16 protein-coding genes are annotated in these 19,002 nt (G+C 42.7%); 4 read left to right on the top strand and 12 right to left on the bottom strand.

The window, feature by feature from the left end:
• Window positions 1-4: 4 nt before the first annotated feature.
• Together ribBA and AVJ20_RS12995 are read right to left on the bottom strand one after the other, a co-directional pair.
• On the bottom strand, window positions 5-1,126 hold the full coding sequence (gene ribBA, locus AVJ20_RS13000) for a bifunctional 3,4-dihydroxy-2-butanone-4-phosphate synthase/GTP cyclohydrolase II (protein WP_111885508.1): 1,122 nt from the start codon (window positions 1,124-1,126) through the stop codon (window positions 5-7).
• Between the two features lie 314 nt (window positions 1,127-1,440).
• Entirely contained in the window at window positions 1,441-2,013 is a 573-nt protein-coding gene (locus AVJ20_RS12995) for a TetR/AcrR family transcriptional regulator (protein WP_111885507.1), read from the bottom strand.
• A gap of 152 nt (window positions 2,014-2,165) precedes the next feature.
• Between AVJ20_RS12995 and AVJ20_RS12990 the strand changes: the two genes are divergently transcribed.
• Window positions 2,166-2,909, top strand: coding sequence for an SDR family oxidoreductase (locus AVJ20_RS12990; protein WP_111885506.1), 744 nt, complete (start codon window positions 2,166-2,168; stop codon window positions 2,907-2,909).
• 50 nt (window positions 2,910-2,959) lie between these two features.
• On the top strand, window positions 2,960-3,565 hold the full coding sequence (locus AVJ20_RS12985; RefSeq protein ID WP_111885505.1) for a 2-hydroxychromene-2-carboxylate isomerase: 606 nt from the start codon (window positions 2,960-2,962) through the stop codon (window positions 3,563-3,565).
• A gap of 191 nt (window positions 3,566-3,756) precedes the next feature.
• On the opposite strand, the gene AVJ20_RS12980 is transcribed toward AVJ20_RS12985, so the two are convergent.
• Both AVJ20_RS12980 and AVJ20_RS12975 read right to left on the bottom strand, forming a co-directional pair.
• On the bottom strand, window positions 3,757-4,248 hold the full coding sequence (locus AVJ20_RS12980; RefSeq protein ID WP_162689767.1) for a hypothetical protein: 492 nt from the start codon (window positions 4,246-4,248) through the stop codon (window positions 3,757-3,759).
• Between the two features lie 242 nt (window positions 4,249-4,490).
• Window positions 4,491-6,002, bottom strand: coding sequence for an aldehyde dehydrogenase family protein (locus AVJ20_RS12975; RefSeq protein WP_078194071.1), 1,512 nt, complete (start codon window positions 6,000-6,002; stop codon window positions 4,491-4,493).
• A 221-nt stretch (window positions 6,003-6,223) separates the two neighbouring features.
• On the opposite strand from AVJ20_RS12975, the gene AVJ20_RS12970 reads away from it, so the two are divergent.
• The gene (locus AVJ20_RS12970) at window positions 6,224-7,405 is read left to right on the top strand and encodes a helix-turn-helix domain-containing protein (RefSeq protein WP_111885503.1); all 1,182 of its coding nucleotides are present in this window, start codon (window positions 6,224-6,226) and stop codon (window positions 7,403-7,405) included.
• Between the two features lie 21 nt (window positions 7,406-7,426).
• On the opposite strand, the gene AVJ20_RS12965 is transcribed toward AVJ20_RS12970, so the two are convergent.
• Window positions 7,427-8,389 (bottom strand): alpha/beta hydrolase, encoded by a 963-nt coding sequence (locus AVJ20_RS12965; protein WP_111885502.1) that lies wholly within the window; start codon window positions 8,387-8,389, stop codon window positions 7,427-7,429.
• A 246-nt stretch (window positions 8,390-8,635) separates the two neighbouring features.
• Window positions 8,636-9,847, bottom strand: coding sequence for an iron-dependent methanol dehydrogenase (gene mdh / locus AVJ20_RS12960; protein WP_111885501.1), 1,212 nt, complete (start codon window positions 9,845-9,847; stop codon window positions 8,636-8,638).
• A gap of 400 nt (window positions 9,848-10,247) precedes the next feature.
• On the opposite strand from mdh, the gene AVJ20_RS12955 reads away from it, so the two are divergent.
• Window positions 10,248-11,948: an NAD-dependent malic enzyme gene (locus AVJ20_RS12955; RefSeq protein WP_111885500.1), complete on the top strand. Its 1,701-nt coding sequence runs from the start codon at window positions 10,248-10,250 to the stop codon at window positions 11,946-11,948.
• Between the two features lie 143 nt (window positions 11,949-12,091).
• On the opposite strand, the gene AVJ20_RS12950 is transcribed toward AVJ20_RS12955, so the two are convergent.
• From AVJ20_RS12950 to AVJ20_RS12925, 6 genes are all read right to left on the bottom strand, one after another.
• Window positions 12,092-12,751, bottom strand: a complete 660-nt coding sequence (locus tag AVJ20_RS12950; RefSeq protein WP_078191524.1) for a methionine ABC transporter permease — start codon at window positions 12,749-12,751, stop codon at window positions 12,092-12,094.
• Window positions 12,732-13,802 carry a methionine ABC transporter ATP-binding protein gene (locus tag AVJ20_RS12945; protein WP_111885499.1) on the bottom strand — a complete coding sequence of 357 codons (1,071 nt, stop codon included), beginning with the start codon at window positions 13,800-13,802 and terminating at the stop codon, window positions 12,732-12,734. Before AVJ20_RS12945 ends, AVJ20_RS12950 begins: the two co-directional genes overlap by 20 nt.
• A gap of 10 nt (window positions 13,803-13,812) precedes the next feature.
• On the bottom strand, window positions 13,813-14,643 hold the full coding sequence (locus AVJ20_RS12940) for a MetQ/NlpA family ABC transporter substrate-binding protein (RefSeq protein ID WP_078194065.1): 831 nt from the start codon (window positions 14,641-14,643) through the stop codon (window positions 13,813-13,815).
• Window positions 14,644-14,707: 64 nt separating this feature from the next.
• Window positions 14,708-16,144, bottom strand: coding sequence for an LLM class flavin-dependent oxidoreductase (locus AVJ20_RS12935; protein WP_111885498.1), 1,437 nt, complete (start codon window positions 16,142-16,144; stop codon window positions 14,708-14,710).
• Window positions 16,144-17,367: an SfnB family sulfur acquisition oxidoreductase gene (locus AVJ20_RS12930; protein WP_111885497.1), complete on the bottom strand. Its 1,224-nt coding sequence runs from the start codon at window positions 17,365-17,367 to the stop codon at window positions 16,144-16,146. Before AVJ20_RS12930 ends, AVJ20_RS12935 begins: the two co-directional genes overlap by 1 nt.
• An 11-nt stretch (window positions 17,368-17,378) precedes the next feature.
• A complete protein-coding gene (locus AVJ20_RS12925) occupies window positions 17,379-18,605 on the bottom strand; it encodes an SfnB family sulfur acquisition oxidoreductase (protein WP_171319279.1) in 1,227 nt (408 codons plus the stop codon).
• Window positions 18,606-19,002: the final 397 nt, after the last annotated feature.

Raw genomic sequence — 19,002 nt, 5'->3', positions numbered from 1 at the left:
TCGATTATTTCTCTGATGTTTGATTTGCGGTGATGTATTCCACCACTTCTAAGTTAAAACCTGATAGTGCATTAAAGCGTAATGGCGAGCTAAGAAGCTTCATTTTTTCCACGCCTAAATCACGTAAAATTTGTGCGCCGACACCAATGGTTTGGTACTGCTGTGACAGTGCTGCATTGGATTTTACATTTTTTGGAGCTGTTAAATTTTCTAAAGCAGGGCCTAAGTCCTGTAAATGACGCTGACCAATCCACACTAAAACACCACGATCGCTGGATGCGATTTCTTTGAGTGCTTTATCGAGATTCCACGCCGGAGCGCCATCTTGTTTATTCAGTTTTAGTAAGTCGCGAACGGGATTGAAACCGTGTACACGGACTGTGGTTACGCCTTGTTTCGGTTCGCCTTTAACCAGTGCTAAATGAATGTCTGGGTTACCAATTTCACGGTAACGGAACAATTCAAAAGTACCATATTCAGTATCTAAAGTTTGTTGATCAATGCGCTCAACGGTTTGCTCATTGGTCATGCGGTAGTGAATTAAGTCCGCAATCGTCCCCATTTTTAAGCCATGCTTTTCAGCAAACACTTCAAGATCAGGGCGACGTGCCATAGTGCCGTCTTCATTGATGATTTCACAAATCACAGATGCGGGTTCTAGGCCAGCTAAACGAGATAAGTCACAACCGGCTTCAGTATGACCGGCACGGTGAAGGACACCACCAGGCTGCGCCATCAGCGGGAAAATATGGCCTGGCTGTACGATGTCAGCTGGTTTTGCATGTGCTGCAACAGCAGTTTGAATGGTATGTGCACGTTCAGCAGGAGAAATACCTGTTGAAATGCCATTTGCTGCTTCAATCGACAATGTGAAGTTTGTACCGTGCTGTGCACCGTTTGCATCGACCATTAAAGGTAAATTTAACTGCTGGCAACGCTCTTTGCTGAGCGTTAAGCACACAAGACCACGCGCATGCGTAATCATGAAGTTGATATCTTCAGGGCGTACGTGGGTCGCAGCGATAACAAGGTCGCCTTCATTTTCACGATCTTCATCATCCATGAGGATGACCATTTTACCTGCACGAATATCAGCTACGAGCTCTTCAACAGTATTGAGCGGCATCAATCTTCACCTTTTTGTTTGTCTCGAATGACATTTACTTGCATTGATTGTTGCATAGTCTAACGTTTTTTTGCGTTCTTTGCCTATGCTTATCATTTTCCTTTAATGGCTCATTGTTATACACAGTCGTCAGAACCTTGAAAAGAGGACTTTATTTGAATTGTGCCATTTATGCCCAATCTTTAAGCGATTGAAAAGCATAAAAATTGGCAACCTTATACGGATATTGAATAATTAAGCCATAGGGAGCTGACAGTTTATCGGAAGCATTTAATCGCATAACTACATGAAGGATCACATAAAATAATCGTCACTTATGCAGCTGGGTGTGCAGCTAAATAATCTTGAATGATCATTTTATTGGCCTGCAAAATGCTTTTTTGTAATTCGGGATCATGCATTGCCCGTGCAATTAAAACCGCACCGACCAATTGGGACATCATGGCCCAAGCTTTTTCTTCACTCGCCAAATGTGCGCTAAATAAAGCATGACCGCGCAGTAATTCCTTTTCATAGGCCTGTTTAATCGTGTCATCTGCACGAGCTACTTCGGTCGCAAGTGTCGGCAAAACACAGCCTTGTTCAGGATGTTCAAGGTGGGAAGGGGTTAAGTAACGGTCTAATTCAAAATTAATCCAGTCGGCTGCATTATGATGCGGGTTGCTTTGCCACATGTTAAAGCTTTGTTGCAATTCATATTCAACCAATGCTTTGAGTAAATCCTGTTTTGACGAAAAATGTGAATAGAATGCGCCACTAGTTACACCTGCAGCTTTCATTAATCCGTCAACACCTGTTGCAGCAAAGCCATTTTTTTTCGCAATTTGCCCCGTAATGTTGAGTAATTCTTGTCGTTTTTGTTGTTTGTATTCGGGTTTGTAGCGCATCTGCAACCCCCTTGAAAATAATATTGACGATAAATTAACCATAACATAGTATTCGTTATAGTAACGATCGTTATTTAATAATGTGTGGTTTAAAACCGACGCGTAAATAAAATGAGCGTGGAATAAAAATAAAACAGCAATGGAGTGAGACTATGCAACAACTCAATCGGATTTCGTCGAAAGTCGCTTTAGTGATTGGTGCAGGTGATGCAACTGGTGGTGAAATAGCCAAACGTTTTGCCCGGGAGGGTTATATTGCTTGTATGACACGACGAAATGCAGACAAATTAAAGCCTTTAATTGCTGAAATTCAAACACAGGGAGGGACTGCTTTTGGGTTTGGTTCTGATGCTCGAAAAGAAGAGCAAGTGATTGAACTCATCGAGCATATCGAATCAAACATTGGCCCGATTGAGGTCATGGTCTTTAATATTGGTGCCAACGTCCCTTGTAGTATTTTGGAAGAAACCGCACGTAAATATTTCAAAATATGGGAGATGGCATGTTTCTCGGCTTTTTTAACTGGTCGGGAAGTGGCAAAACGCATGGTGACACGTGAACGAGGCACGATTATTTTCACAGGAGCAACAGCTGGGACACGTGGTGCGTCAGGATTTGCAGCATTTGCAGGGGCAAAACATGCGCTGCGGGCATTGGCACAAAGTATGGCACGGGAACTAGGTCCACGTAATATTCATGTTGCGCATGTGGTGGTTGATGGTGCAATTGATACCGATTTTATCAAAGATACATTCCCTGATCTTTATGCTAAAAAAGAGCAAGATGGTATTTTAAATCCAGTACATATTGCAGAAAATTATTGGCATCTCTCACAGCAACCACGAGATGCATGGACGCATGAATTAGATCTGCGACCGTGGATGGAACGCTGGTAAGCACTGATTTAAAAATATTAGGACAAACAAGCAAAAAAAGGACGAAAAAAATGAAAGTCATTGAATTTTATTTTGATGTCGGCAGTCCATATAGCTACATTGGATTTCACCGTATTCAGCACATTGCTGAGCAATATCAGGCAGAAATTATCTGGAAACCGATGTTATTGGGTGGTGTGTTTAAAGCCACAGGCAATAGTAGCCCAATGGCGGTACCTGCGAAGGCACGTTATTCCATGATTGATCTTCAACGTTGGGGAAAGTTATGGCAGATACCAGTACAGATGAATCCGTATTTTCCAATCAATACTTTGCAGTTGATGCGTTTGATAACCGCAGTCCAATTATTTCAGCCTGAAGTATTTCTCAATGTACTGACGGGTATTTTTAACGCAATGTTTGGTCAGCCACGCAATTTAAATGATCTCACCACCTTCATGCAACTCTTGCAAGAACTGGGGCTAGGTGCAGAACAAGTGAAACAGTGGTTGGATGATGAAAAAGTCAAATCTGAGCTGAAAGTGGTGACCGAAGAAGCTATTGAACGTGGTGTGTTTGGGGCGCCAAGTTGGTTTGTCGATGATGAGTTATATTGGGGTGTTGATCATTTACATTTTGTTGAGGCGGCTTTACAGGCTTCATCACGATCAGCCTAATTGGACGAATACTTGAGTGAATGCTACTGAATATGAGCACCAGTTTTAGGACGGGAATGCAGAAGTCATTGTAGATGTAAGTAAAATTATAGAATGGATCATGGCTGATTGTCTTACTTACATCTACTTTTACTCAGCTTTCATTTGTATTGAGTCTTATTTTTGGGGTACTAACTTAAAAAACTTAAGCTTTATTCCGTATATAAATAATGCTGACATTTGGTGCAATTTACGGTGCATGAATCGCTTGCATAAATACCTTTACGAAAGAATCGTTTATTGCCGCAAAAGATACAGATAAATTCATCTTTATGATTTTTAGCGCTTGGTAGTTCTTGGTAAACGAGTCTTAATCCATTGTCTTTATAACGATAATCTCGACCATAAATTTGTTTAGCAAGCCAATAGTCCAAACTTGTAAATTTTATGGCAATACAACTGATGATACAAAAAGGAAATAGCCATATAGATTCAAATGCTTTGGAAACAGACGCCCAACCTGAAAATACACTTGTGAAAGTAAAAAACATGACCGCGAAAGCACCAAAGAAGAAAAGATAGAATACTTTGCTTTGGAAAGAGCTTAATTTGTTTAAGTATTTGAGATGATGTTCATAGGTCGAAATATCATCTTGGTTGGGCACAAATGCGGGATAACGTGCTTGCTTAGGTTTGTCTGACACTTGATCACCAAATGAATGACCACAGGCACTACAAAAGTGATGTTGTACTAATGCTTTTTCTCCACAGGAGACACAATATTTCATAGCTATTTAAATATTTTTAATTAATAAAGTTATTTGTTTAGCAAGCATAAGAAAATTTGCAGCTTTTTAAAAGAAATTTTAATGAATTCTTTGAAGAGGCTTCTAACAAAAAAGCGAACCGAAGTTCGCTTTTTATCTCATGTATTGTTCAACGCTGCTTAGAAGAAGCCCATTGGCTTGGTGTCATAGCTCACCAAGAGGTTTTTGGTTTGTTGATAATGATCAAGCATCATTTTGTGATTTTCACGGCCGATCCCTGATTTTTTGTAGCCGCCGAATGCAGCGTGTGCAGGATAGATGTGATAACAGTTGGTCCATACACGGCCCGCCTGAATGGCACGACCCGCACGATATGAAGTATGTGCTGAACGCGACCAAACCCCTGCACCTAGACCATAAATCGTGTCATTGGCAATTTTAATGGCATCATCAAAGTCTTTAAAGGTTGCTACTGAAAGCACAGGGCCGAAGATTTCTTCTTGGAAAATCTTCATGTCATTGGTGCCTTTGAAAATGGTTGGTTCAATATAGAAACCTGTACCGACTTCATTGCGTGGATCACCACCAGTAATGAGCTGTGCACCTTCATTTTTACCTGTAGCGATACAACCTAAAATTTTGTCTTGCTGCTCTTGCGATGCCTGTGCACCAATCATGGTATCGGTGTCTAAAGGATGACCGGTCTTAATACGTTTGACACGTTCGACAGCCATTTCCAAGAATCGATCTGCAATGCTTTCTTGTACCAATGCACGTGATGGACATGTGCAAATTTCACCTTGGTTGAGCGCAAACATGGCAAAACCTTCGAGTGTTTTATCTAAGAACTCATCGTCTTTGTCCATGATGTCTTCAAAGAAGATATTTGGTGATTTTCCACCAAGTTCTAAAGTCACAGGAATGATATTTTCAGTCGCATATTGCATGATCATTTGACCGACAGCGGTTGAACCTGTGAAGGCGATTTTTGAGATGCGTGGATTGGTCGCCAATGGGCGACCGACTTCAACACCATAACCATTCACAATATTCAGCACGCCCGGTGGGAGTAGGTCTTGAATGAGTTCAGCCAAGACCAAGATGCTGACAGGCGTTTGCTCCGCAGGTTTCAACACGATGCAGTTTCCCGCAGCCAATGCTGGAGCAAGTTTCCAAGCCGCCATCAAGATTGGGAAATTCCACGGAATAATTTGACCGACCACACCAAGTGGTTCATGGAAATGGTAAGCAATAGTATTTTCATCAATTTCAGAAATGCCGCCTTCTTGGGCACGGATACAGCCGGCAAAATAACGGAAATGATCAATACACAGTGGAATATCAGCGGCTAAGGTTTCACGAATCGGTTTACCGTTGTCCCAGGTTTCTGCGACCGCAAGGAGCTCTAGGTTTTCTTCAAGTCGATCGGCAATTTTTAATAAAATATTTGAGCGTGTGGTTGGGGAAGAGGCGTTCCATTGGGCTTTGGCTTTATGCGCTGCATCCAAAGCCAATTCAATATCTTCAGCAGAAGAACGTGGCACTTTGGTAAAAACTTTACCGTCTACAGGGGAGATATTTTCAAAGTATTCACCTTTCACTGGCGCGACCCATTGGCCACCAATCAGGTTTTCATACTGAGCTTTAAACTGAACTTTTGAACCGGGTTGATTAGGATCGACATAACGCATATGAATTTTCCTTTGCTTGTTTATTATGATCTTGTTGGGCTGCCCATCTGTGGCAATCTACAGCTTTGGTATAAGGTACTTTTGTACATTATTTGATTAGCATAGCCTGTATAAGGTTGGAAAAAGGTTGGAGACAAGAAGGTTTACAATATTTTTTTTCAGTCTTAAAAACAAAAGCCGGGAAACGGATTTTTAGTCATGAATTGTTGTGAGAATAATGAATGATAATACAGAAGGATTTATCTGAAAAACGACAGAATGTCGAACGGTTAAGGCAGGGCATGAGTCTGTCAAAGCAGCAAACATCGCAATTGAATGAGAGCATTGCGAGTTCTTGGCAGCGATCGGCGCAGGCGGAAATTCCGGAAAACCGGAGTGCTGCGCCTTTGGTGAATTTAAGTCCTCAGAGTCAACAGCAGTCGGCATTGCATCACGCGTTGCAACATTGTGCCGAAGATTTAAAACACATTGCCGAACAATCGTCGATGGTACTTGCCGTAGGCGATGTGGGGAGCACGATTATTTGGAGTGCGTCGAGTCGGCAAATGCAAAGTGCTGCGGAAAGTGTGCATTTTATTGCAGGTGGGCAATGGCGCGAAGAATTGGTCGGAACCAATGCATTAGCGTTGTCTTTAAAAACCCAACAGTCGAGTTGTGTGTTTTCAAATGAACATTACATGCCATCAGTACATGAATGGGTCTGCTATGCAGCACCGATTATCGATCCACATACGCAGCAAATTTTGGGCGTGGTTGATTTATCCACCGTGTGGAAAAACCACAATAGTTTAGGGCTACTTGCGGCTGAACGCTGCGCTTCGATTATTCAATCGGCTTTACTCGATTTTCAAAAACAGCATTTGTATATTCGGGCCTTTGCTGTGCCACAAGTGTTATTTAATGGCAAAGTGATGGTGCTGACCCCGCGGCAAATAGAAATTTTGACCATCTTGGCGCTATGTCCGCAAGGCATGACCTTAGATACTTTGCATCAAGCCTTATATGGTGAACGTAAGGTGAGTGTTGGGACTTTAAAAGCGGAAATGTCGCAGCTACGCGATATTTTGGGTGGCATGTTAGGCTCAAGACCCTATCGCTTATTGGCGCAAGTCGAAGCCGACTTTTTACAAGCCGAGCAAGCTTTAGATGCAGGTTATCTCGATTCTGCATTAAAACTGTGTTCAGGGGTTTTCTTGGCTAAAACTGAAAGCCCATTTTTAGGGGCATGGCGTGATTGTCTTGAGTCACGATTAAGCCAAGCGATTTTTAATGCCAAGGAAACAGATGTTCTGCTCAAGCATGTCGCGCGTTTTCCTGAAGCCATTGATGCGGTTGAACGCCTGATTGAGCTGATGCCGAGATCGCATCCCGTACATCAGACCTTGTTGAAATTAAAACAGTAAGTTGCAATGTAATTCAGGCTATTAAAGACCTTTATTGGCCAGCCATTGAAAGAGCTGGGTATAGACTTGTTCTCGCGCGGTTTTTTCCGAAAGTACTAAATCATGCAAGCCATTGTGAATGCTTTGAATGGTGACATCGCCTTGAATTTTCTTGGCATATTTTTGGATATCTTTTACACCCAAAATCACATCACTGGTCTGCACTGCTTTACCCCATTTTTTGGGATTTTTAGTTTGATGTGAATGCATCACTAATACCGGTACATCAATCGTCACACCTTGATGAATTTCCTTTTGAGCCTCATAAATTGTCCGTACAAAACTTAAATACACCATTGGATAGCGGGTCTTTTTCCAGTCTAAATTGAAGTCCCATTCACCCTTGAGTTCACGGTGTAAGCTGGCGGTGTACCATTTATTTAGTTCACTTGGGAATTTTAAATTTGGAAAAGTCTTTGCCAATTTACTCAGCTGTGGAATACCCAGTGCGCGTTTCACCGGATTCATGTTGAAATCATAAAATGGGCTATTAACCCAAAGGGCTTGAATTAAAGGATGATTTGGATGATGGGCTGCATACAAAGTGGTGGTTAAGCCACCGGTAGAATGACCACAGAGCAGCAAGGCATCATGACCTTCATCAGCAATGATCGTTAGGGCTTGATCTATTTCGGCATCGTATTCAGACAGTGCATGCACATTATAGTATTTTTGATGCGGGCGGATTGAGCGACCATATTTTCTTAAATCTAAGGCATAAAAGTCGAAACCGTGCTGATTGAAGCGTTCCGCCATTTCGGTTTGGAAAAAATAATCGATAAAACCATGGATATAGAGCACCGCTTTGGAGGTAGGAGCCGTGGCTTTTTTGCGAACCAGTGTGGCAACCACTGGGCCTTCATAATCATCCGGGAAGGTCAGCGTGGCTTGTTCATAGCCTGCGCCCAAAATGTCAGGCTGATACTGAATATGTGAATGGCTCATTATTATACTCATCAATATTATTGGACATTATGCTTTATCCTTGATGAGCCATAAGCTTTTGTCAAATGAATAATCGATGCTGTTATGCGGACTAAAAAAGAGTGACCTCAGTATGAAAGCGACCAATCTATAGTCGCTTTCCTGAAATAAAAGGTGAAATGGATTCAGTTGAGCCTACATCACCAGACTCAAAGGATAATGTAGGCACTTAGGTCACTTAAACATGAAGACCTTTAAGGGCTTAACTTAAACGGCCGCTTTGAAGTCGACCACAGAGGCATTGGCTTTAAGCGCTGCCTTGAAAATATCAACCACTTGAGCATGAGTTGCTTTACGTGGGTTGGTGAGCATACAGGCATCTTTTTGTGCATTTTCAGACATGATGCTGAGGTCTTGTTCTTTCACACCGAGTTCAGAAAGGCTCGATGGAATGCCAATCGAAGCAGAGAGTTCACGGATTGCTGCAATCGCTGCATAAGCGGCTTCAGTCACCGTTAAACCGTCGGTTGGCACACCCATGAGCTGTGCGATACGTGCATAGCGGTCAGGGCAGGCGATCAGGTTAAATTCGCAAACGTGTGGTAGCAGCACGGCATTACATACGCCATGTGGCAAGTTGTAGAAGCCGCCAAGTTGGTGCGCCATCGCGTGGACATAACCTAAAGATGCATTGTTAAATGCCATCCCTGCTAAGTACTGTGCATAGCTCATCGCATCACGTGCTTCTAGGTTTTCGCCATTGGCGACGGCAGGGCTGAGCCATTCACTGATCATTGCAATGGCCTTTTCAGCACAAGCATCGGTAATGGGATTAGCTGCTGTAGAAACATAAGCTTCGACCGCATGCGTTAATGCATCCATACCGGTTGCTGCAGTGAGCGCCGCAGGTTTTGCAATCATTAGTTTCGGGTCATCAATGGCGATAAGAGGCGTACAACGCCAATCGACAATCGCCATTTTAACGTGGGTGTCGGTATTGGTAATAATACAGAAACGGGTCATTTCTGATGCCGTACCTGCGGTGGTATTAATCGCAATGAGTGGAGTCATTGGGACTGTACTTTTATCGATGCCTTCATAGTCACGAATATGGCCACCACCCGCAGTCACTAAGCCAATGCCTTTGGCACAGTCATGAGAAGAGCCGCCGCCGAGAGAGACAATAAAGTCACAGCCATTGTCATTGTAGGCATCTACACCGCTATGTACGTTGGTGTCAGTTGGGTTGGGTTCTGCGCCCGGGAAGATGTGACTTTCTACGCCAGCTTCAGTTAAATACCCGGCAATGGTGTCTGCCACACCAAATTTGTATAGACCGGCATCGGTCACAATGAGCGCTTTTTTAGCGCCAAGATTTTGCGCCTTTGCGCCAATTTCTTTAGCGCAGCCGGGACCAAAAAGTGAAACACAAGGGATGTAAAAACCGTTTGTTTGATCTGCAATATTTTTAAAAGCCATGGTGCGATTCCTTCTACCATTCATTGTCATTTGTTATGGGTGATACTCACCTAAACTGAGTATTGCGAGGGATGTTTTAAATTCACACCTACCAAAGACCTACCAAAATTATGGCTTTGTTTTGAATTTATTTAATTGATTGAAATTTAATCATTAATTATTTTTGTTATTTTCTAAGATTCGCTAAAAGTCGTATACATTTAAGCCAAAATAGGCGTTGCGATGATTGGATGCATGATCGAGTTATCAGATTATAAAATCTAACTAAAACTACTATCAATTTACTAAATGCCCCAAAGCGCTCGAATCAGGATAGGCTATAACAAATAACGAGATAGTCACTTTTGTGCATTTCGCTTTTTGCAGTGCGAAACAAAAGATTAATTAAACGAGTTAAATAATGCCCAGTGAAAATTTGAAAACGAAACGACCTTTATATATTCCTTATGCCGGAAATACACTTTTAGAACTCCCACTTTTAAATAAGGGTTCTGCGTTTAATGAAGATGAACGTAAAAGCTTTAATTTGCACGGTTTAATTCCACATGTCACAGAAAGCATTGAAGAACAAAGTCAGCGTTCTTATCAGCAATATTGTGCATTTAATAGTGATATCAATAAGCATATCTACCTGCGCAATATTCAAGACACCAACGAGACGCTGTTCTATCACTTAATTGAAAACCACCTCAGTGAGATGATGCCGATCATCTATACACCAACAGTGGGTGAAGCTTGTCAGCGCTTTTCAGATATTTACCGTCGTCATCGTGGGATTTTTATTTCATATCCTGACCGTGATCATATTGACCAAATTATTCATAATGTGAATAAAAAGAACGTGAAAGTGATCGTTATTACGGACGGTGAACGTATTCTTGGCCTAGGTGACCAAGGCATTGGCGGGATGGGGATTCCAATTGGTAAGTTGTCACTGTACACCGCATGTGGTGGCATCAGTCCAGCCTATACTCTGCCGATTACTTTAGATGTCGGAACCAATAACCAACAGCTCTTGAATGACCCGATTTATATGGGTTGGAGTCAGCCTCGCATCAGTGGTGAAGAATATTATCAATTTGTCGATGACGTGATTAAAGCCATTCAACAACGTTGGCCAAAAGCGCTGATTCAATTTGAAGACTTTGCACAAAAAAATGCGATGCCTTTATTGGAAAAATATCGCGATAAAATTTGCTGCTTTAATGATGATATTCAAGGAACAGCAGCGGTGTCTGTCGGAAGTTTAATTGCGGCATCACGTGCAGCAGGCAAGCAGCTCAAAGATCAAATCGTCACATTCTTAGGTGCAGGTTCAGCAGGTTGCGGGATTGCAGAACAGATCATCAAGCAAATGGTGGCGGAAGGTTTAACCGATGCTCAAGCGCGTGCGCGGGTGTTTATGGTCGATCGCTTTGGTTTAATTACTGAAAATCAGCCGAATCTTTTAGATTTCCAACGCAAACTTGCGCAAGCACCGGATAACGTTGCTCATTGGGCAAATGCAGATTCAGTCATTTCGCTATTGGATGTAGTTACACATGCTAAACCGACTGTATTGATTGGCGTTTCGGGACAACCGGGGCTGTTTAGCCAAGAGGTCATTGAAACGATGGCTGCGAATTGTGAACAGCCTATTGTGTTGCCACTGTCTAATCCAACATCGCGTGTCGAAGCGGTGCCTGCAGATATTATCGAGTGGACCAAAGGTAAGGCCCTGATTGCGACTGGCAGTCCATTTGCACCAGTGAATTATCATGGCAAGATTCATCAGATTTCACAGTGTAATAACTCCTATATTTTCCCGGGGATTGGTCTCGGTGTGATTGCATCTGGGGCGAAACGTGTGACGGAAAATATGCTGATGGCATCGAGTACGGCGTTGGCAGACTGTTCACCAAAATTGGCAGATCCAAATGCGGATTTATTGCCAAGTTTGGATTATTTACAGGATATTTCGAAGAAAATCGCATTGAAAGTGGCATTGGCTGCGATTGCTGATGGTGTTGCGCCAAATGTCAGCATTGAAGTACTAGAACAGGCCATTGAAGCGAATTTCTGGAAACCTGAATATCGTGATTATGTCCGTGTGACTTATTAATTTGGTCTAAAGATGCTGATTGAACAGAATCGATTTTGCATCTAATCGAAAATTACCCTAATCCAGATTAGGGTATTTTTTATGTATAGAGGCATATTTTTTTAAGAAATACGAAAAATTATCGAGCGGGGCACTTTAAATCTTTAAATTTTGCGTTTATCCAATTGGTTGGAAATGTGATCTCCACAGGCTTGAACCAGCATCACGATCGCGACCAACACCACTATCACTGCCAGCATGATTTGCATATCAAAGCGTTGATAACCGTAACGGTAAGCAATATCCCCCAAACCACCTGCACCGATAGCCCCTGCAATGGCAGAAGAATTAATCATGGTCACCAAGGTCACAGTAAAGCCCGCGACGATGCCAGGAAGCGCTTCAGGGAGCAGCACATGCCAAATGATTTGTTTGCGATTACAGCCGATGGCTTGAGCGGCCTCAATCAGACCTTGATCGACTTCACGTAAACTCACTTCTGCAATGCGTGCAAAAAAAGGCGTGGCCGCAAGGGTTAAAGGCACGACGGCAGCCCAAACGCCATAACTGGTGCCCACGATAAAGCGCGTGAGCGGAATGAGCGCCACCATTAAAATCAGAAAAGGCACCGAACGGGTAATATTGACCAACCAACCTAGCGTATGGTTTAGGCTTTTTGAAGGATAAATCCCGTGTTCAGCACTACACACCAATACGACTGCTAAAGGCAGGCCGATCAGAAAGGCCACAAAAGCTGAAACGCCGACCATCAGTAAAGTATCAATGGTTCCACTAATCAGTAAATCAATGAGTTGGTCGTGCATAGCCAAGTACCTCAATCTGTGCGATATGGTGTTTAAGTTGTTCAGATAAGGCGTTGATCTCTAAATGGCTGTGGTCCACAGCAACAATCAACGAGCCAATTAAATGCCCTTGAATACTATCGATATGACTTTGATACAGATGTACTGGCGCCTGAAATTGATCAAAAATAAACTTTAAGTCAGGCGACTGTTGTAGTGTCGATTCATATCGTAATTTTAAAATGATTTGATCATTTGAATCTGACGGTTGTGGCTGAATGTCGCTTGGTAAATCAAGTTGTTCAAGGTTGAGTAACTCTTGTGTGATCTGCTGTTGAGGCGTAGAAAACACTTTCCAAACCTGTCCTGCTTCTACAATTTCGCCTTGATCGATCACTACAACCTGATCGCAAATCTCGCGAATGACCTGCATTTCATGGGTAATCAACACAATGGTAATACCGAGCTTTTGATTAATTTCTTTAAGCAAAGACAGCACAACAGAAGTACTTTCTGGATCGAGTGCAGAAGTCGCTTCATCACAGAGTAAAATTTCTGGATGATGAACTAACGCTCGTGCAATCCCAACACGTTGTTTTTGCCCGCCCGAAAGTTGAGAAGGGTAGTGCGCTGCTTTATTTTCAAGACCTACCAACTTCAGCACTTCATTCACTCGCTGAGAAATATCGGCTTGACTGAAATTGGCGATTTTAAGGGGCAGCGCGATATTGTCATACACGGTTTTGGCAGACATCAAATTAAAATGCTGAAAAATCATCCCAATACGCTGACGTAGGGCTATCAACTCTGCGTGATTTAAGCTTGATAATTCCTGTTGATGGATGTGAATACTGCCATCACTGATTTGTTCTAAGCCATTCAGCGTTCGAATCAGCGAAGATTTACCCGCGCCGCTTTTCCCAATAATGCCGAATATTTTGCCTTGTGGAATATTCAGATTGATATCTTTTAAGGCATGAACCTGCTGTCCTTGCACATCATAAAATTTATTTAAATTTTTGATTTGGATATGGGGGACGGCAAATTCAACCGATGAACCGAAACTCACCATGAGTGACTCCTTATTTCCAACCAGGGAACCACAGTTTTGCACCAAAATCTGCGTCCAATGCCTGTTTAACTTTAGGTGAGTTTTGATAAATATCGACAAATTTACGCAGTTTATCATCATGATCTACATAGTCATCACGTACGGCAAATAAGATCGCAAAACGCTTATCAGTATTGGAGTCAAACAGTAAGGCATTTTCAGGATCGGCAGTTTTTGCTAGACGTAAATAATGTGGATAGCCAAAAGCCAGATCGACATCATCAATCGCACGTGCCGTTTGAGGGCCTTCCACCTCAATAAATTGAAGCTGTTTAGGATTCGCTGCAATGTCATTTAAAGTCGATAAAAAGTTATCTGGCTGTTTCAGTTCAATGAGCTTGGCTTGCTGTAACAGTTGTAAGGCACGGCCCTGATTGACCGGATCATTCGGAATCACCACTTTGGCTTTATGGGGTAAATCAGCAAAGTTTTTATACTTTTTGGAATACAGCCCAACATGGGTTGCAGCACCAACATCAAAGGCTTTGATTTTAAAATCCGTTTCTTTTTTTGCATTGTCTAGAAACGGCTGATGTTGGAAAAAGTTCGCGTCAATATCGCCGTGGTTTAGGGTGATATTCGGGGTATTCCAGTCCGAAAATTCCACCAATTTCACGTTCAGTCCTTGCTGCTTGGCTTCATCTGCGGCGACTTGTAAGGGTTTAGCAAAAGATGGGCTAATCCCAATCACCAATTCACTTTGATGACTTTTCTTTTGTTGATTCCAAATAACTAAGCCAATCACCAATATGGCCACGATTACACCAATCAGTGTGAATTTAGATTTTGCTGTTTGTGCCATAGCACACCTCTATATTTCCAAATAATTAAATTTTTTGTCTAACATGTTGTTTTATAAATGCAGCTTATGCTGTTTCAACGTTTTTAAGCGCTGCCTGAGATGACGTGTCTGAAGTGGGACATCGGTAGCGATGAGCAGGATGTGTCGTGGCTAAATGGTCACCTTGTTGAAACAGTTTTTGCCGCAAACTACCGGTGTCATATGCAGTTTTATAGCGACCACGTTGCTGTAATTCAGGAATGACCAAACGGATAAAATCTTGATGTGACTCAGGTGCAACGGTGCGAGTCAGATTAAATCCATCGATGCCAGTTTCATCCAAATAATCAATCAACTGCTTTGCAACGTTGGTGCCACTTCCGACAAAGAGCGGATAACGCCCACCTAGAACGTGCTGAGCACGCAAATCTTGGCGAGTAATTTTTTGCTCTTTAAATTTTTGATTGACCGATGCGATGCTATTGGTCTGCTGATACGGAATGGCTTCATCTTCTGCAAAATTGGCGAGGTTCATCCCAATCGAACTGGAAAAGTGTGCCAGTCCCGCTTCAGGATTGGCATAGCGAATGTATTCAGCCAATTTCTCTTGGGCGAGCTCATCGGTCTCTGCGGTCACTACCGTAATGCCAACAAAGAGTTTCACGGCTTGTGGGTCACGACCTTGCGCTGCGGTTTGGCTGCGAATTTTTTGTACCTGATTTTTGACTTTTTCAGCGCTGTCCGCACCGATAAACATGCCTTCTGCATGTTGTGTCGCAAAAGCTAAACCACGTGGTGAAGCACCGGCCTGATACAACACAGGGGTGCGCTGAATCGATGGAGAAACTTGAAATACCCCTTGGCTTTGATAGAACTTGCCTTGGTGTTGAATGGCATGTACTTTTTTGGGGTCGCTAAAGATGCGATTTGCTTTATCTTTTTGAACCGCATCATTTTCCCAAGAGCCTTCCCAAAACTTATAGCAAAGCTGCAAAAACTCTTCAGCTTGTTCATAGCGTAGGTCATGATCTTTCAAGCCTTTTTGCCCAATGAGGCGTTCTGCACTATCTAAATATCCCGTCACGATATTCCAGCCGATTCGACCTTGGGTCAGGTGGTCTAGGCTGGCAAATCGACGTGCAAATTGATAAGGCGTTTCATAGCTCAAATTGACTGTTACACCAAAACCTAAGTTTTCAGTGACCGCAGCCATTGCAGAAATCAGGGTGCTGGGGTCATGGCTCGGCAGTTGGATCGACTCTTTAAGTGTGAGATCGATATTGTCTTCATAAACATCATAGACCCCGGTGATATCTGCAATAAATAGCCCGTCAAACAGCCCTTGCTCCAAGGTTTTGGCAAGATCCGTCCAATAGCTCAGTTCATTAAAGCGGTGTGACTCATCGCGTGGATGGGTCCATAAGCCATGATTGATATGGCCGACACAGTTCATGTCGAAGGCATTCAGTAAAATTTTCTTGGCAGAATGTGATTGGGTATCTGCTGTGGTGATTTGGCTCATTACAAGGTCCCTCGACGTGGGGGCAATACGCCATTTAGGAGGTAATTGGCAATGAAGAAATATTTCCAACGCCCTGCATCATGCAAGGTATGGACACGTGCATTACGCCAAAATCGATCTAGACCATCTTCACGCTGACTGCCACGGCTGCCTGCAAGCTCAATCAATTTTGAAGCCGCTTTCAGTGCAGTTTCAGTACTATGCGCACGCACTTTCGCTACATTTAATGAGGCTTTTGCGATGTTTTCGGCATTGGGCTGTGGGCGAGCAGCATCGATGGAGCGAGCAGCTTGTTTCAGCAAGACCTCACTGGCGCGAACATCTGCGGCAATGCGACCGAGTTCGTATTTGGTTAAAGGATCTTCGCTTGCAAGATCAAGACCTGAATCAATCCATGGTCGAGCTTGGTGTACGCGGCTCAAACTTTCTTCAAAGGCTGCGCGGGCTATACCAACTTCAATCGCAGCATGCATAATTTGCGCAAATGGCCCAACCAATGTCGGCTCCGTAAATGCCCGATCAAAGGGAATGACATCTATGGCAGGAACTGCAACTTGGTGAAATTTTACAGAGCCGCTACCCGTGGTGCGCTGTCCAAACCCTGTCCAATCATCGATCAGCTCTAAACCTGTACTTTCACGTGCAATAAAGGCTAAATATTCACAACCATCTTGGTCTTTGACCAATGTGGGAATACGATGTGCAAATAAACTGCCGGTGCAATAAAACTTTTCACCATTCACCACAAAACCATTGTCATGAGGGCGAATCGACGTTTGTTTTTGCGCAGCGGTTTTGGTTTTAAACTCGGCTAAGGCATTGCCAAAACGAGCGCCAGCAAGCACTTCGGCATAAAGCTTTTGCTTTTGTTCAGTTGTGCCGGTGTTTCGTAATACTTCCAATGCATAAAAATGGTTTTGTGGAATTTGCCCAATTGAGCCATCTACACCACTCATAAGCGCAATCACTTGCGCCACGGTATAACTTGAAACTTCGGCACCGCCAAATGCCTTGGGAACCGTGATTGCCCAGAGACCAGATTGACTATAGGCCTCGATTTCATCAAACGGCAGTATGCGTTCGGCATCACGTTGCACCGCATTTTTTCTAAATTGTTCGGCTAATTGTTTTGCAATTTCAAGTGCTTCTGCATCGGACTGAATAATATGCGCAGGTGTTGTTGATATGGCCTGTAGCGAATTAATATTTGGAAATGAGGTCATCAGAATTCTCCTTAAATCCACGCATGGCGTGCAGGTAATTTATGATTTAAGTAATAGTCGCCTAAGGTATGCAGCTTCCAGCGCACAGGATCATGTAAGGTGTGTACTCGGGCATTGCGCCAGTGTTGATCAAGGTTATGGACACTCAAACTTGCACGGCTGCCGCCTAATTCAAGGAGTTTTTCAGAGATCTGTAAAGCTGCATCATTGGCATAGATTTTAGCTTCAGCGACACGAATCGAAGCTAGAGCGGCTTGTTGTTCACTCACCTGATCAAGCTGATCTAATTCATCGAGGTAATCTGCGGCTTCATCTAAAAGTAAAATCGCAGCATCCAATAAAACTGCAGATTTACCCACCTCTTGTAGGGTGTAGGGCTCAAAACTGGCTTTCTCAACTTGTGCATCCACAATCGGACGGGCTTTTTGTACCGCAGAAAGGGTGTCTGCAAAGGCAGCTTCCGCAATCCCGACATCGATCGCGACTTGCATCAATTGTGAAAAGGCACCTCGATACGTTGGCCCTGCAGAAAGCTTACGTTCATCAAAAATTAATAGGGGGTCTACTGCCACATGGTTTAGTTTGACGGTGCCACTTGATGTTGTGCGCTGACCAAAACCATTCCAGTTATCAATCACTTCTACGCCTGTAGCATGTCGATCAATGATGGTCAGGACAACATGACCTTCAGGGTGAACGGCTTTAATCGCCAACCAATCTGCAAAACTACTGCCGGTCGAATAGAACTTTTCACCATTAACAACATACTTTCCATTTTCAATGCGCAGCGTTGTATTTAAGGTTTTGGTATCTTTGGTATTGCGCTCTGGGCCACCATTGGCTAAACGTTTTCCCTGTAAAATTTCATTAAAAATAAAGGTTTTTTGCTCATCCGTTCCCATGAGGTCAATCATATACAGCAAGGCAATTTGGTTTTGTGGAATTTGGCCCACGCTAGAATCTGCTTTGTTGATAATGCGAAAAACCTGCGCCAGTGTCTTGTTCGATACGTAGGCACCGCCAAATTTCTTGGGTATACGAATGCCGCCTAAACCTTTTTGACTGAATAAGTCGATTTCTGCAAAAGGCAGCAGGCGGTTCTGATCACGTTCATTTCGACCTTCCAAAGCAAAATCTGCAACGTAATACGCTGCATGGATTGCTTCTAAGTCATTTTCAATAAGATGAATATTTTCAGAGATTAAATGAGACATAATGACACCTTTAATAGATATCAAAACGCTACTCGTAAATCCGGGATTTTTTAAATGATGGATTATTCTTAACTTAGCAAAATGTCTTTTTAGCATTTAATCTGCATAAAAATTATGCAAATTAGATAAAATAAGTGTTTGATTTAAAACAATAGATGTAGGAAAAACAACAAGAGGATTGATGATGTAAATTTGGTTTTAGCAACTTTGTAGATATTCAACTTTAAAAATAATATATCTAAGACAGGGGCTTAGCGGTTTTTTTTAATACTTTTTATTAATGGTGATCAATCAGCTTGAACTCCAATAGATGCTCAATATCATAGAGCTATACAAAGATTAAAAAAGGGCTATAAATTGATTCAAATGTTTTTCAATCTGCAATAAAAAAGCCCCCATCTTTCGATGAGGGCTTTTTGAA

The sequence above is a fragment of the Acinetobacter sp. CFCC 11171 genome (assembly GCF_003268405.1).
Lineage (GTDB): Bacteria > Pseudomonadota > Gammaproteobacteria > Pseudomonadales > Moraxellaceae > Acinetobacter > Acinetobacter amyesii.
This window is presented reverse-complemented; position numbering and strand designations above follow the sequence as displayed.

Bases quoted from the DNA above. Each gene is read 5' to 3' on its own strand.
- ribBA (WP_111885508.1), bottom strand. From the start codon at position 1,126: ATGCCGCTCAATACTGTTGAAGAGCTCGTAGCTGATATTCGTGCAGGT.
- AVJ20_RS12995 (WP_111885507.1), bottom strand. From the start codon at position 2,013: ATGCGCTACAAACCCGAATACAAACAACAAAAACGACAAGAATTACTC.
- AVJ20_RS12990 (WP_111885506.1), top strand. From the start codon at position 2,166: ATGCAACAACTCAATCGGATTTCGTCGAAAGTCGCTTTAGTGATTGGT.
- AVJ20_RS12985 (WP_111885505.1), top strand. From the start codon at position 2,960: ATGAAAGTCATTGAATTTTATTTTGATGTCGGCAGTCCATATAGCTAC.
- AVJ20_RS12975 (WP_078194071.1), bottom strand. From the start codon at position 6,002: ATGCGTTATGTCGATCCTAATCAACCCGGTTCAAAAGTTCAGTTTAAA.
- AVJ20_RS12970 (WP_111885503.1), top strand. From the start codon at position 6,224: ATGATAATACAGAAGGATTTATCTGAAAAACGACAGAATGTCGAACGG.
- AVJ20_RS12965 (WP_111885502.1), bottom strand. From the start codon at position 8,389: ATGAGCCATTCACATATTCAGTATCAGCCTGACATTTTGGGCGCAGGC.
- mdh (WP_111885501.1), bottom strand. From the start codon at position 9,847: ATGGCTTTTAAAAATATTGCAGATCAAACAAACGGTTTTTACATCCCT.
- AVJ20_RS12955 (WP_111885500.1), top strand. From the start codon at position 10,248: ATGCCCAGTGAAAATTTGAAAACGAAACGACCTTTATATATTCCTTAT.
- AVJ20_RS12950 (WP_078191524.1), bottom strand. From the start codon at position 12,751: ATGCACGACCAACTCATTGATTTACTGATTAGTGGAACCATTGATACT.
- AVJ20_RS12945 (WP_111885499.1), bottom strand. From the start codon at position 13,802: ATGGTGAGTTTCGGTTCATCGGTTGAATTTGCCGTCCCCCATATCCAA.
- AVJ20_RS12940 (WP_078194065.1), bottom strand. From the start codon at position 14,643: ATGGCACAAACAGCAAAATCTAAATTCACACTGATTGGTGTAATCGTG.
- AVJ20_RS12935 (WP_111885498.1), bottom strand. From the start codon at position 16,144: ATGAGCCAAATCACCACAGCAGATACCCAATCACATTCTGCCAAGAAA.
- AVJ20_RS12930 (WP_111885497.1), bottom strand. From the start codon at position 17,367: ATGACCTCATTTCCAAATATTAATTCGCTACAGGCCATATCAACAACA.